The organism is Nocardia sp. GP40 (assembly GCF_050434125.1).
GTDB classification, from domain to species: Bacteria; Actinomycetota; Actinomycetes; order Mycobacteriales; family Mycobacteriaceae; genus Nocardia; species Nocardia albiluteola.
This window is the reverse complement of the sequence record NZ_JBNPVW010000011.1, coordinates 167,900-181,447: the sequence shown is the minus strand read 5'-3', so window position 1 is coordinate 181,447 and position 13,548 is coordinate 167,900. Positions and strand designations below refer to the sequence as shown.

Annotated in this window: 14 protein-coding genes; 12 read left to right on the top strand and 2 right to left on the bottom strand. The window is 68.5% G+C overall.

Going from position 1 to position 13,548, the window contains the following annotated elements:
* The first annotated feature begins 396 nt into the window (after positions 1-396).
* Positions 397-1,650 (top strand): MFS transporter, encoded by a 1,254-nt coding sequence (locus ABH933_RS30050; protein WP_429422281.1) that lies wholly within the window; start codon positions 397-399, stop codon positions 1,648-1,650.
* Between the two features lie 113 nt (positions 1,651-1,763).
* Here ABH933_RS30050 and ABH933_RS30045 read toward each other — a convergent pair whose 3' ends face one another.
* Both ABH933_RS30045 and ABH933_RS30040 read right to left on the bottom strand, forming a co-directional pair.
* Positions 1,764-2,309: a MarR family winged helix-turn-helix transcriptional regulator gene (locus tag ABH933_RS30045; protein ID WP_429422283.1), complete on the bottom strand. Its 546-nt coding sequence runs from the start codon at positions 2,307-2,309 to the stop codon at positions 1,764-1,766.
* A 58-nt stretch (positions 2,310-2,367) separates the two neighbouring features.
* Positions 2,368-2,748 (bottom strand): RidA family protein, encoded by a 381-nt coding sequence (locus ABH933_RS30040; protein ID WP_429422285.1) that lies wholly within the window; start codon positions 2,746-2,748, stop codon positions 2,368-2,370.
* Positions 2,749-2,838: 90 nt separating this feature from the next.
* Here ABH933_RS30040 and ABH933_RS30035 point away from each other — a divergent pair, with 90 nt between their 5' ends.
* From ABH933_RS30035 to ABH933_RS29985, 11 genes are all read left to right on the top strand, one after another.
* Complete coding sequence (locus tag ABH933_RS30035) at positions 2,839-4,338, top strand: aldehyde dehydrogenase family protein (protein WP_429422287.1); 1,500 nt, start codon at positions 2,839-2,841, stop codon at positions 4,336-4,338.
* Positions 4,339-4,406: 68 nt separating this feature from the next.
* Entirely contained in the window at positions 4,407-5,399 is a 993-nt protein-coding gene (locus ABH933_RS30030; RefSeq protein WP_429422289.1) for a VOC family protein, read from the top strand.
* 5 nt (positions 5,400-5,404) lie between these two features.
* Positions 5,405-6,187 carry an alpha/beta fold hydrolase gene (locus ABH933_RS30025; RefSeq protein ID WP_429422291.1) on the top strand — a complete coding sequence of 261 codons (783 nt, stop codon included), beginning with the start codon at positions 5,405-5,407 and terminating at the stop codon, positions 6,185-6,187.
* A gap of 49 nt (positions 6,188-6,236) precedes the next feature.
* Positions 6,237-6,737, top strand: a complete 501-nt coding sequence (locus ABH933_RS30020; RefSeq protein ID WP_429422294.1) for a cupin domain-containing protein — start codon at positions 6,237-6,239, stop codon at positions 6,735-6,737.
* On the top strand, positions 6,737-7,486 hold the full coding sequence (locus ABH933_RS30015; protein ID WP_429422296.1) for a 3-oxoacyl-ACP reductase family protein: 750 nt from the start codon (positions 6,737-6,739) through the stop codon (positions 7,484-7,486). The genes ABH933_RS30020 and ABH933_RS30015 overlap by 1 nt, the downstream gene beginning before the upstream one ends.
* 29 nt (positions 7,487-7,515) lie before the next feature.
* Positions 7,516-8,298 carry an SDR family oxidoreductase gene (locus tag ABH933_RS30010; RefSeq protein ID WP_429422298.1) on the top strand — a complete coding sequence of 261 codons (783 nt, stop codon included), beginning with the start codon at positions 7,516-7,518 and terminating at the stop codon, positions 8,296-8,298.
* A gap of 25 nt (positions 8,299-8,323) precedes the next feature.
* A complete protein-coding gene (locus ABH933_RS30005) occupies positions 8,324-9,964 on the top strand; it encodes a thiamine pyrophosphate-binding protein (RefSeq protein ID WP_429422300.1) in 1,641 nt (546 codons plus the stop codon).
* Positions 9,961-10,911, top strand: coding sequence for a PDR/VanB family oxidoreductase (locus ABH933_RS30000; protein WP_429422302.1), 951 nt, complete (start codon positions 9,961-9,963; stop codon positions 10,909-10,911). Before ABH933_RS30005 ends, ABH933_RS30000 begins: the two co-directional genes overlap by 4 nt.
* A 9-nt stretch (positions 10,912-10,920) precedes the next feature.
* Positions 10,921-11,133 carry a recombinase-like helix-turn-helix domain-containing protein gene (locus ABH933_RS29995; protein WP_429422303.1) on the top strand — a complete coding sequence of 71 codons (213 nt, stop codon included), beginning with the start codon at positions 10,921-10,923 and terminating at the stop codon, positions 11,131-11,133.
* A 2-nt stretch (positions 11,134-11,135) separates the two neighbouring features.
* Positions 11,136-12,167 (top strand): Rieske 2Fe-2S domain-containing protein, encoded by a 1,032-nt coding sequence (locus tag ABH933_RS29990; protein WP_429422305.1) that lies wholly within the window; start codon positions 11,136-11,138, stop codon positions 12,165-12,167.
* Between the two features lie 12 nt (positions 12,168-12,179).
* Positions 12,180-13,256 carry a protein kinase family protein gene (locus ABH933_RS29985; RefSeq protein WP_429422307.1) on the top strand — a complete coding sequence of 359 codons (1,077 nt, stop codon included), beginning with the start codon at positions 12,180-12,182 and terminating at the stop codon, positions 13,254-13,256.
* Positions 13,257-13,548 lie beyond the last annotated feature (292 nt).

Sequence of the window (13,548 nt, the reverse complement as noted above, 5' to 3'; positions counted from 1 at the left end):
TACTTGCGCGACCGGGGCCGCGTGCAGCTATCTGAGGCCTCAATTTCTGAGTGCTCAGATATAGTCGTGGATCACACCTCTGTCAACCCCATTGCTGTTGGTAAGCTGCCCGGTTTGCTGCGTTTCGGCTGGTGGCAGGACTGCTTGCTCGAAAATTATCTTATAGATAAGGTATATCGTCGAGGTTGGGCCGGTCGCCGAGGCGCTCGAACGGACCCGCAAGATCGCCTCATCCGCTCGAAAGAGGGCTTGATTGCGGGTTGACATCTTTGCGCTAAGACTTTAGAACTCTTAGCGCAAAGGTTTTTATGTGGCGTGCCGCACAGTCGGCGGCCGTTCTTCGAGGCGCATCCGGGTCGTGTACCGGCCCGATCGGCCTTACAAGGGAGTGTCATCGTGAGCGAATCGCTTACAACGTCCGTTGTGGCTCACCCCGCGCGGGGTGATGCCAGATTGCGGTGGTCAGTACTCATTCTCGCGTTTCTGGCCGTGTTGCTCGACGGCTACGACTCCACCGCGCTCGGCGGTTGCATTCCGTCACTCAGTCGGGCCTGGCATGTTCCGGCATCGCATTTCACCGCGGCCCTGTCGCTCACCAGCGCAGGTGTGGCGGTCGGATATCTCACCTGCGGCCGGCTGTCGGCGCGCTGGGGCAGACGACGGGTGGTGATGTCGGCGGTGCTCGTATTCACCGTAGGGTCGGCGCTCACCGCGATGGTCACCACCATGATCGGACTGGATCTCGTTCGGCTGTTCACCGGGCTGGGATTGGGAGCGGTGCTGCCGGCGGCGGTCTCGTTGGCCACCGCGGCCAACCCTGCTCGCTACCGGCAGACGCTCGCCATCTTCGTCGCCATGGCTATCGCGGTCGGCACGCTGGTGGCCGGACTACTCGGCGTTCGGCTGATCGGCCTGGCCGGCTGGCGATCGGTATTCGTCGCGGGCGCGGTAGCGTCGGCGCTCTTGCTCCCTGCACTGTGGTACGGGCTGCCCGACGAAGGGCCCGACACGACGTTCGACGACGCCGACCGGCCCACTGCACAGTCATCGTCGGTCGCGCGCCTGTTCGACCACGGCTATGGGGTACGCACTGTTCTGCTGTGGGCGTTCGGATTTCTCATGTTCACCGTGTACTTCATCTTCTCGTCCTGGTTGCCGACCCTGCTGACCAGCTACGGTTTCGCCGTGACGTTGGCTCCGCTGGGATCGGCCGCCCTGGGTGTCGGCAGCATCATCGGCGCGATCGTGATCATGGCTGCCGCGCTGCGGTACCGGATGTCCTCGGTCCTCATCGGTACCACCGTGCTGGCGATCGTCTTTCTCGCACTGTCATCGCGATTGGGAGCGGACAAGGCATTGCTGCTCACCGTATTCGGCGGGGTGGGGCTCGGCCTGCAGGCTGCCATGATCGGGCAGACCGGCATGGCGGCGGCCATGTACCCCAGCCGGACGGCGACTACGGGCGTCGGCTGGTCCGCCTCGATGGGACGGGCGGGATCCGTGCTGGGCCCGATCGTGGGCGGAATCCTGCTCGGATTCGGAGTGCCGACCCGCACGATCGTGCTGATCGCATGCGTCCCGGTGGTGGCCGCCTTACTCCTGGTGGCGGAACTTCGCCGCCGTACCGCTCTTGCGGATCGGCCACGCTGACTCGAATGCGAATCGGACCCCCGCCGCTCTGCCGATCCGGCTGTGGAGTTGGCGGGGGCCGGCCTGTGGGTAATCGATTCCGGTCGCGTGGACTCGGCTGTGCCGCTGTTGGGCTATGCCGTGTCCACGGCGGCCGGATCGCCCGCCTCGGCCGTGACGATCGACTGTTCGAGCTTGCGCAGCAGTTTGGCCAATTGGCGCTGTTCGGTGGCCGTGAGCCCCGCCAGCATGCGTGCCTCGTTGGCGAAATGCTCGGCGGCGGCCTCCTCCAGGACCTGCAGCCCGGCCGGGGTGAGGCAGGCGTAGACGACGCGGCGGTCGTCGGGATCGCGCTCGCGCTCCACCAGCCCGGCCTTCTCGAGCCGGTCGACCCGCAGCGTGATCCCGCCGGTGGTGACCAGCGCGGTCTCGGCGAGCTGGCCGGCGGTCATCCGGTACGGCGGCCCGGAGCGGCGCAGGGCGGCGAGGACGTCGAAGGCTGCCATGTTGATGCCGTGTTGCTCGAACAGGGCCGACAGCGAGGACTGATAGCGCAGATAGGTGCGATGCATCCGGCCGAACACCTCGAGCGCCGAAACGTCGAGGGCCGGCCACTGCTCGTTCCACTGCGCGACAATGTGATCGACCGCGTCCCGGTCGAGCTTCGACTGGCGCGCCACGGTTCCTCCCACTGTGCCGGACAATGTTTCCGACGTCGAAACGACGATAAGGGTCAGGCTACCCGGCGGCCGCTGTGGATCCGTTGCGCACCTGCGCGATTGCGTCGATCTCCACGGTGGCGCCATAGGGCAGCCCGCTGACTTCGACGAACGTGCGGGCCGGGCGCGGCGCGGCGAACAGCTCGAGGAATTGGCGGTTGGCCTCCTCGCGCAGTGACAGGTCGGTGACGTAATAGGTCAGCTTGACGATGTCGGCGAGGGTGCCGCCGACGGTGGCCAGGCGCTCGCTGGTGCGCTGCACCGCGGCATCGAGGGCCGCCTCCCGGCCGGGGACCGGCACGTAGTTCTCATCGACCGACAGGGCGCCGGAGACGAAGGCGAATCCGCCCGCCACGACGGCGGGGCTGTACGGGTGCTGGGCGATCACGGTTGTGGACACGGGGTCTCCTCCGGGAGAGCGGGTTGACGTGGGTGTGATCCGAGACTATACCTTAGCGCTAAGATATCTACTACTCAGGAGATTGCCGATATGACCGTCGGGGAAGCCTCGGTGTTCGAACCGATTCCGGACGAGATGCTGCTCGGCGGCCACTGGAAACAGGGCTCGGGCCCGCAGAGTCGGGTGGTGGATCCGGCCACCGGTGCGGTGCTGCAGACGATCGGCCAGGCCACCGCCGCGGACGCTGATCAGGCCGTGCGGGCCGGGGCCGCGGCCGCCGCCGACCCGGCGTGGCGGGACCTGCTGCCGCATCAACGTGCTCGTTATCTGTCTCGGATCGCCGACGCGATCGAAGGTTCGGCACAGCGGTTGGCGCTGTTGCAGAGTTTCAATACCGGCAAGACGCTCGCCGAGACGCGGGCGCTGGTGGCCAGCGCCGCAGGCACTTTCCGCTATTTCGGCGCCGCGGTGGAGACCTTCGACCAAGATCTGACCACCCCGCGCGGCGACTATCTGACCATGAACACCTATGAGCCGATCGGTGTGATCGGCGCGATCACGCCGTGGAATTCGCCGATCGCCAGCGACGCGCAGAAGATCGCGCCGGCGCTGGCCGCCGGGAATGCCGTGGTGCTCAAGCCCGCCGAATGGACACCGCTGGTGTCGCTGGCGCTGGCCCGGCTGATCGATGAGTCGGGGCTGCCGCCCGGACTGCTGTCGGTGCTGCCGGGTAAGGGCTCGGTGGTCGGCGACGCGGTGGTTCGGCATCCGGGTGTCGGCAAGGTGACGTTCACCGGCGGCACCTCGACCGGCCGGGCGCTGGCGCACGTGGCCGCGGAGAAGTTGATGCCGATCTCGCTGGAGCTGGGCGGCAAGTCGCCGACCGTGGTGCTCGCCGACGCGGATCTCGAGCAGGCTGTGAACGGGGTCGTCTACGGCATCTTCTCCTCGTCCGGACAGAGCTGCGTCGCCGGGGCGAGGCTGTTCGTGGACGCGAGCATCTACGACGAGTTCCTGGATCGGCTGGTGGCCAAGACCCGCGCCCTGCGGGTGGGGCCGGGGCGGCGGCCCGGGGTGCAGGTCGGGCCGCTGGTGCATGTGCGGCATCGCGACGCGGTCGCCGGATATGTGGATCTCGCGCGCGCCGAGGGCGGCAGGGTCCGTTGTGGCGGAACGATTCCCGATGATCCGGGGCTGGATCCGGCCGGCGCCTGGTACCTGCCGACGATCATCGACGGCGTCCCGAACTCGGCGCGGGTGTGCCAGGAGGAGATCTTCGGGCCGGTGCTGGTCGCGCTGCCATTCGACAGCGAGGACGATCTGCTCGCGCAGGCCAACGATTCCGTCTACGGACTGGCTGCGGGCATCTGGACCCGTGACTATCGGCGGGCGCTGAGGCTGGCGCGGCGGCTGCAGGCAGGGACGGTCTGGATCAACACCTACAAGCAGTTCAGCATCTCGACTCCGTTCGGCGGGGTGAAGGAGAGCGGGCTGGGCGTCGAGAAGGGCCGCGCCGCAATCGTGGGGTACTCCCGGCAGAAGAGTCTCTACCTGGGCATGGACCTGGAACCCAATCCCTGGGCGGATTGAGGGTCTGGCGCGATCAAATACCTTAGTGCTAAACTATTGATATCTAAGCTAACTGGAGGCAGTGTCGCATGAACGAACCGATCGTCCGCCTGCGCGCCCTGCGGTCCGTGGAACTCCGCACCACCGCCTGCGCCGACTCCGCGGACTTCTACAGCGGGATCTGGGGGCTGCAGGCCGTGGAGCGCGAGAAGGACGCGGTGTGGCTACGCGGTACCGGCACTCAGCATCACGTCTTGCAGCTGACCACCGCGCAGCGAAACGGCCTGGGGCGCATCACCTTCGCCGTCGCGACGCCGGCCGAGGTGGATGCTGCGGCGCGGCGTCTGGAGGCGCGGGGGATTCCGGTGCTCGCCGGACCCGGACCGACCTGCGTGGTCGGCGGCGGGTACGGGCTGCAGTTCGCCGATCTGGAGGGCCGGGTGATCGAACTGCTCGCCGACACCTTCGCCGTGCCCCGGCGGGCCGGCGACGCGATGCCGGTCGGTGTCACCCACGTCGTGCTCAACACCGTCGACATCGACGCCGCCGTCGCGTTCTACACCGACATGCTCGGCATGCGGGTCTCGGACTGGTCCGAGCATCAGATGGCGTTCCTGCGCTGCAGCGCCGACCATCACAGCATCGCGTTCAACCAGGCGAGCTGGACCTCGGTGAACCACGTCGCCTATCAGATGCCGACCGTCGACGACTTCATGCGCGGTATCGGGCGGCTGCGGCACCACGGCGTACTCCCACTGTGGGGGCCGGGCAAGCACGGTCCGGGTGACAACACCTTCTCCTACTTCGCCGACCCGGCCGGCCTGGTGTGCGAATACACCAGCGGCATCGCGCAGGTCGACGAGGACAGCTGGCTGTGCCGGGTGTGGCGGCGGGTCCCGGAGCTCTCGGACACGTGGGGCACCGCAGGCCCGCCGTCGAAGGATGTGCGTACCCACATGGCGGGCGTGCCCGATGCCGGTGCCTTCGAACGGTTCCCGGAGTTGCGGCGGCAGATCCCCGGCGCCGTACCGGATTCCGAGATCGGCTCGGAGGTTCCGGTCGCCGTGCCCGGAAGGTACTGATCCCGATGACCGATCTGCACGTCACCGATCTGGGCACCGGGCCTGATCTGGTCCTGCTTCATGGAATCGGCGGCAGCGCCGATACTTTCGCGCCGCAATTCGCAGACTGGGAGGCGCGGCTGCGGCTACTGGCCTGGGACGCACCGGGTTACGCACGCAGCGACGATCCGGCCGCGCCGCTGACCCTGGACGACTACGCCGATCTGGTGGCCGGCCTGATCCGGGACCGCTGTCGAGCGGGTGCACACCTGGTCGGCATGTCCTGGGGCGGGGTGATCGCGACCCGGGTGGCGTTGCGGCATCCGGAACTCCTGCGGAGCCTGATCCTCGGCAGCTCGACGGTCGGCTCCGGCGCCACCGCGGCAGGCTCGGCTGCCATGCGAGCGCGAGCCGACGAGCTCGACGCCGACGGCGCGGCGACGTTCGCGGCCCGGCGTGCGGCGAAACTTCTGTCACCGCAGGCCGATCCGGACCTGGTGCGGGCGGTGGCCGCGGCCATGGCGGACTCGATCCGCCCGGCCGGATACCGCAGCGCCGCGGCCACGATGGCCGCCACCGACCACACCGCCGACCTGCCCCGCATCGAGGTCCCGACGCTGGTGCTGTGCGGCGACCTGGACACGGTCACCGGCCCGCCCGCGAGTCAGGCGCTGGCCGGCGGCATCCCGGGCGCGGTATTCGTCACCCTGCGTGGGGCCGGGCATCTGGCCAATCAGGAGCGGCCGGAGGCGTTCGGCGCCTGGGTGGAGTCCTTCGTCCAGATCGCCGAACGCCTGCGCGCGGCCTGAATTCTTCCCTGTCAGAGAGTTTTACACCGATCGAGTAAGGAGACATCCGATGGACTACCAGACTGCGGATCTGAAGGAATATGCCGATTCGCTGATCCTCACCAAGGCCAGCCGCCACGAGGACTGGGACGCACTGGGTTTCCAGGCCAAGGCCGGAGACCAGTTCCGGCGGGCGCAGATTCGCTATGTCGGCTCTGGCGCCACCGGCAACCACGAGGATGATCGGCGGATCATTCCCTCACAGGGCTTCACCTTCTCCAACATGATGCTCCCGCCGGGCGCCGAGGGCCCCGAGCACACCCATCACGACGCCGAGGAGGCGTTCTTCGTGCTGGAGGGGGAGGTCGAGGTCGGCATCCACCGCGACGGCCAGGTGGAGAAGCGCACGCTCGGCTACCGGGACATGATCGTGGTGCCCGCCGGGGTGCCGCGCAGCCTGAAGAACAACGGCGATACGACCGCCCTGTTCTGTGTCATCATCGGCGCGCAGAAGCCGCAGGTCCCGACCTACCCGGAGACCTCCGCCATGCACGGAATCACCCGCGACTGATGTTGCAGGGCAAGACGATCCTGATCACCGGTGCCGGTCGCGGCCTCGGGAAGGCGATCGCCGCCCGGTTGGGCGCGGAGCGGGCCACACTGTGGTTGGCCGATGTGCGCGCCGACTGGGGTGAGGCGACCGCCTCCGAACTGCGCGCCGACGGTGTCGACGCCCGGTTTGTGCCGGTCGATCTGCGCGACGAGCGGTCGGTGGACGCACTGTTCGCCACCATCGCCGCCGCCGGGCCGCTCTACGGTGTGGTGAACAATGCCGCGCTCGCGGACGGCGTGGGCGGCAAGATGGTTCACGAACTCGAGGTCGCGGAGTGGGACCGGGTGCTGGGGGTCAACCTGCGTGGCACCTTCCTGGTGACCCGGGGCGCGGCGCGGGCGCTGATCGACGCCGGCGCCGGCGGGCGGATCGTCACCATCGGCTCCGACGCCGCGATCTACGGCTCGCCGCGGTTGTCGCACTACGTCGCCTCGAAGGGCGGGGTGGCAGCGCTGACCCGCACCGCGGCAAGGGATCTCGGTGAGTACGGCATCACCGTCAACACGGTGTCGCCGGGGCTCACCGAGAGCGAATCCGCGGAATTCGTTCCGGCACACCGGCACGAGTTGTATCGGCTCAACCGGGCGCTGACCCGGCCGCAGCAACCGTCCGATCTGGTCGGCGCGGTGGCGTTCCTGCTCGGCCCCGAGGCCGGGTACATCACCGGACAGCAGCTCGTCGTCGACGGCGGCTTTGTTCTCTACTGATTTCGCTTGGCATCGAGGAGATTTCGACAATGGACCTGCATCTGACGGGACGCACCTACGTGGTGACCGGCGGTAGTTCGGGCGTCGGCCACGCCACGGTGGCGCTCCTGCTGCAGGAGGGGGCACAGGTGATCACCTGTGCCCGCGATCTGTCGCGGTTGCAGGCGGCAATCGACGATCTCCCCGGCGCCGAGCGGGTGTACGCGCAGTCCTGCGACGTGCGCGATCCGGAGGCCGTCGCCGCGCTGATCGCCTCCGGCGCAGCATGTTTCGGCGGCCTGGACGGCCTGGTGAACAATGCGGGCAAGTCCCGCATGGTGCCGCGCGCCGAGGCGACCCTCGACGACTGGCGCGACGAATTCGACTTGAAGTTCACGAGCGTGCTCAACACCGTCGATTCCGCGCTGCCCTGGCTGCGACGGTCCGACGCGGCGGCCATCGTCAACATCAATGCGGTGCTGGCCCGGCAGCCGGAGACCCGGCTGGTCACCACCAGCGCCGCCCGCGCCGGGCTGCTGAACCTGACCAAGTCGCTGTCACTGGAACTCGCGCCGGAGGGCGTGCGGGTGAACACGGTGTCGCTGGGCCTGGTCGATACCGGACAGTGGCGGCGCCGCTACGAAGAATCCGGCACCGCACGGTCTTTCGCCGAATGGGAGGCGGAGATCGCCGCCGACCGCGGCGTCGGTCTCGGCCGGTTCGGCCGCGCCGAGGAGGTGGCCGCGATGGTGGTCACGCTGCTGTCCCCGCGCTCGTCCTACGTGACCGGCGCCGATCTCGACGTCTGTGGTGGCGTCGCCCGCTACGTCTGATACGTCCGAGAGGAAACGAGAACCCATGCCCAACGGTGGAGATCTACTGGTGCAGGTGCTGCGCGAGGCCGGTATCGACACGGTCTTCGGCATCGTCAGCGTGCACAACCAGCCGCTGGTGGAGGCGGTAGCCCGCGAGCTGCGTTTCGTGCCGGTGCGGCACGAAGCGACCGCGGTCAACGCCGCGGACGGATATGCCCGTGCCACGGGCGGTTTGGGCTGCGCCCTGACCAGCACGGGTACCGGGGCGGGTAACGCGGCCGGAGCCCTGGTCGAATCCTTGTCCGCTGGAACGCCGGTGCTGCACGTGACCGGTCAGGTGGAGACGCGGTATCTGGGCTCCGGTCGCGGCTTCATCCACGAGACCAAGGATCAGCTCGGCATGCTGCAGGCGGTATCCGCGCATGCCGCAACGATTCTCGACGTTGACAGTGCGGGCAAGGTGCTGCGCGACGGGGTGGTCCGGGCGCTGTCGCGCCCCGGCGGTCCGGTGAGCATCGAGTGGCCGATAGATCTGCAGTACGCCGAGCAGACCGTCACGACCGAGGAACTCGTGGTGCCGACCCCGCTTCCGGCAGATCCGGCGGGGATCGCGGCCGCGCTCACCGCGCTGGCCGCGGCGCAGCGCCCGGTCATCTGGGCCGGTGGCGGTGTGGCGCGCGCCGGAGCCGAACTCGCGGAACTGCTGGAGATGTGGGGTGCTCCGCTGTTCACCAGCAACTCCGGTCGCGGTGCGGTGTCCGAGGATCATCCGTTGTGCATCGGCAACTACGCCACCGCCCCGGCCGGTCGGTCGCTGCTGGCCGACGCGGATCTGGTGCTGTCGCTGGGCACGCACTTTCGCTCCAACGAGACCGCGGACTACACCATCGCCGTGCCGGCCGCGCACGTGCAGGTGGATCTGGATCCCGCCGCGCCCGGCCGGGTGTTCCCGGTGACGGTGCCGGTGGTGGGGGAGGTCGGCGAATTCCTCCGGGCCGTTGTGGATTCCGGCTGTCTGACCGCTGTGGACGAGAAATGGACCGAGCGCGGCCGCGAGACCCGCGAGCAGGCGCGGACCGCGCAGCGGGCCGGGCTGGGCGACCACGCCGTGCTCAGCGATGCGGTGCGCGCGGCGCTGCCGAAGGACGCGGTGATCGCCCGCGACGTCACCATCGCCTCCAGCTCCTGGGGCAACCGGCTGCTGCCCATGTACGATCCACGCGCCAATGTCTTTCCGCGGGGCGGCGGGATCGGCCAGGGCCTGGGCATGGCGATCGGCGCTGCCCTGGCCGACGAGACCCGGCCCACCCTCGCCCTGTGCGGTGACGGCGGCTTGGCCGTGCACTTCGGCGAGATTCTCACCATGGCACAGGAGCGGCCGTGGCTGGTGCTGCTGGTATGCAATGACGGCGGCTACGGCGTACTGCGAAACATGCAGCGCGCCAGTGGAACACGTACATACGCAGTCGATCTGGTAAATCCCGACTTCGCGTTGCTCGCCCGGTCGATCGGCGTGCCCTACGAGGTGATCAGGGGCGCCGGCGAGGCGCACGAGGTGCTGGCCCGGGCCGCGGCACTGCAGTCGCCGGTGATCGTCGAGGTGGATCTCGAGGCGTACGGCCCGATGCCCGCGGCCTTCACCCCGCCGGTTTCGGTGCCCACGGCGGGCGGTGATCGGCGATGAGTGACACCCTGGAACTCGTTGTGCGCCAGTTGCGCTGGGAGGCACAGGATGTCGTCTCGGTGCGGCTGGAGGACGCCGACGGCGCCGTCCTACCGGACTGGGGCCCCGGCTCGCACATCGACCTGCATCTCGGCAACGGCCTGATCCGGCAGTACTCGTTGTGCGGCGACCCCGCCGACAAGACCGGCTACCGCATCGCCGTGCTGCGCGATCCGAACACCCGCGGCGGCTCCCGATACGTGCACGACTCGCTGCGTCCCGGCCAGAAGATCCAGATCAGCGTGCCGCGCAACAACTTCGAGCTGTTGGACGCGCCGGGCTACCTGTTCCTGGCGGGGGGCATCGGCATCACCCCGATCCTCGCCATGATCGGCGAGGCACAGCGCCGTGGCGCCGACTGGGAGTTGCACTACGGCGGCCGCACCCGCGCCGGCCTCGCCTTCCAGGACGAACTGCGGGCCTTCGGAGACCGGGTCCACTTCGTCAGCGAGGACCGCGAGGGCATGCTGGATCTGCCCGGCCTGCTCGGCGCCCCGCGCCCGGGCACGCTGGTCTACAGTTGCGGCCCGGAGGGCATGCTCGCGGCCGTCGAACGGCACGGCGCGACCTGGCCCGCCGACGCCGTCCGGCTGGAGCGATTCGCTCCGAAAGCCCGCCCGGAACAGGATGTCTCGGGTGAGCGTGCGGTGCGGGTGATCTGCCACCGGTCCGGTATCGAGGCCGTCGCCGCTCCCGGCGACCGCATCCTGGACGTCCTCGAGGGGGCCGGACTCGACCTCCCCAATTCCTGCCGGGAAGGCATCTGCGGCAGCTGCGAATCGGCTGTGCTGCAGGGTGTTCCGGATCACCGCGACGACGTGCTGTCCAGCGCCGAGCGGGAAGCCGGAAAAACCATGATGATCTGCGTCTCCCGCGCGCTCACCGACGAGCTCGTGCTCGACCTCTAGGAGAACATGATGAGTTATCTCGTTGTCCACCAGTCCCGTTCGGCCGAACCCACGCCGTACGAGATGAAGCTCGCCGGGGCGATCGAAGAGGTCTTCGGCCGTGGCGAGCACACGCTCGAGGCCCTGCTCGCCGGGCTCAACGGCCTCGGCATCCACGGTCCCGACGGAAAACCCTGGACCGAAGAAACTTTCACCACCGAGATGGCACGGCTGGGAGCGTAACCATGGCCAACGTTTACACCGGCGGCGCGCTGACCGCCGAGCGCATCTACACGACCGGCATGCGCGACCAATGGCATGCGATCTGCCCGTCGGATCACATCGCCCCGGGCGGCCTGCTGCGTGTCACCCGGCTCGGCGAGGACTGGCTGCTGTTCCGCCAGGCCGACGGGACCTTGCGGATGCTCGCCGACCGCTGCCCGCATCGCGGCGCCCCCCTGTCCCAGGGGCAACACCTCGGCGACCGCATCGCCTGCCGATACCACGGCGTACAGGTCGACGGCGACGGCACAGTGCTGTCGGTGCCCGGCATGCCCGGCTGCAACCTGGAGGGCAAGCAGCTGGTGCGCAGCCTGCCGGTGCGCGAGGTGGCGGGCGCGGTCCTGGCCTGGTTCGGCCTCGATCCGGCCGCCGAACCCGGCCCGCTCGAATTGCCGGAACGCCTTGTCGACGAGGACATCTCGGCGTTTCTCTGCTACGCCGAGTGGGACGCCCCGTGGCGATTCGCGCTGGAGAACCTGCTCGACCCGATGCACGGCGCCTTCCTGCACCGGGAATCGCATTCGATGTTCGGTGGCCAGACCTCCGCGCGCTTCCGTATCCGGGAAACCGATCGCGGCTTCTTCTTCGAGAAGACCGATCAACGCGGCGTGAACTTCGACTGGGTCGAGTTCTGCCGCACCGGCGTCGACTGGGTCGACCTGGAGATTCCATACCCGACGGCCACCGGGCCCGGCGGTCGGTTCGGCATCGTCGGTATGGGCACCCCGATCGACGAGGGTCGTACCGCGGTCTTCTTCTGGCGCTACCGCCGCGTCACGGGCTGGGAACGCGACGTGTGGCGCTTTCTGTACAAAACGAAACTCGAACAGCGCCACTGGCATGTGCTGGAGCAGGATCGAGAGATGCTGGAGGGCATGGCTGCCGACGCCGACCAGGCCGAAAACCTCTACCAGCACGACCTCGGTGTGCTGCGGCTGCGGCGGCTCTACAAGGCGCAGGCCGAAGACCAGTCTCGGCGGCTCTCCGCTGTCTGAGGGAATCAGGCGATGACCCACGACATGGCGCGCCCGGCACGCCTGCGCGCCCACAGCGCCGTCTCCACGGCCCTGGCGCTGTACAGCGATCACGCGTTGCGCGAGATCGTGGACGCGGCCACGCCGCTCGGTGCCGGTATCGGCGGGAAGTCGGCGCTGCTGGAGGTCGCCGGAAGCCCGGTCTTCGTGAAGCGGGTGCCCCTCACCGACCTGGAGCGGCAGCCCGAGCATGTCCGGTCCACGGCGAACCTGTTCGACCTGCCGCTGTTCTACCAGTACGGCGTCGGCCTCATCGGCGGGCTGGGCTTCGGGGCCTGGCGCGAGCTCGCCGTGCACATCATGACGACGAACTGGATGCTTGCCGCCGAACGCGAGAGCTTCCCGCTGATGTACCACTGGCGCGTGCTGCCGGACACGACGCCGCTGCCGGCCGAGCTCGCCGACATCGACAGCGTCGTCGCCTACTGGCACGACCGACCGCAGATACGCCAACGGATCGAGGCCGTGCGGGATTCTTCGGCGAGCATCGCGCTGTTCCTGGAGTACATCCCACAGAACCTGCACGAGTGGCTCAACGCCCAGGTCGAGGCGGGCGACGAGGCCACCGACCGGGCGTGCGACATGGTGGAGCGGGAACTGGCCGGCGGCGTCGCGTTCATGAACAGCCGCGGACTGCTGCACCTCGACGCGCACTTCCAGAACATCCTGACCGACGGCCGACGGCTCTACTTCGGCGATTACGGCCTTTCGCTCTCCTCCGGGTTCGACCTCTCGTCGCAGGAGGCCGCCTTCTTCGACCAGAACCAGAGCTACGACCGCGGCTTCACCGGCACCTACCTGGTGGACTGGCTGCTCACCGCCCTCTACGGGCTCCGGACGGACGACCGGGAGAAACGTGCCGCGATGGCGCGCGCGATCGCCGAGGACAATCCGCCGAAGAGCATCCCCGAAGGGGCTGCCGCGCTACTCACCCGGCACGCGCCGATCGCCGCGGCAATGTCCGTATTCACTCGTGCGTTCCAGCAGGAGAGCCGGAGCACCTCGTATCCGGACCAGGAGATCCGCCGCCTGCTGCCGCCCGCGCTGTGACGAACGCTCGGACACAGGCCTCGATGTCGCTCGAGGAGTGCTGCGCCGAGATCTGCACGCGGATGCGGGCTTGTCCCGTCGGCACCACCGGGTGGCTGAATGCGACCACGTACACACCGAGGCGCAACATTTCCTCGGCGGTCCACACGGCTTTCGAGGCGTCTGCGAACATCACCTTCGGCATGAGCGGGTCCATCCAGCGGTAGCGCAGGCGGGCTGTGGCGAAACATGTTGCGGCCCATGATATTCAGGCGAAGTCGGTGGCGTGGTAGCAACGGCCGCATGCAGGAAG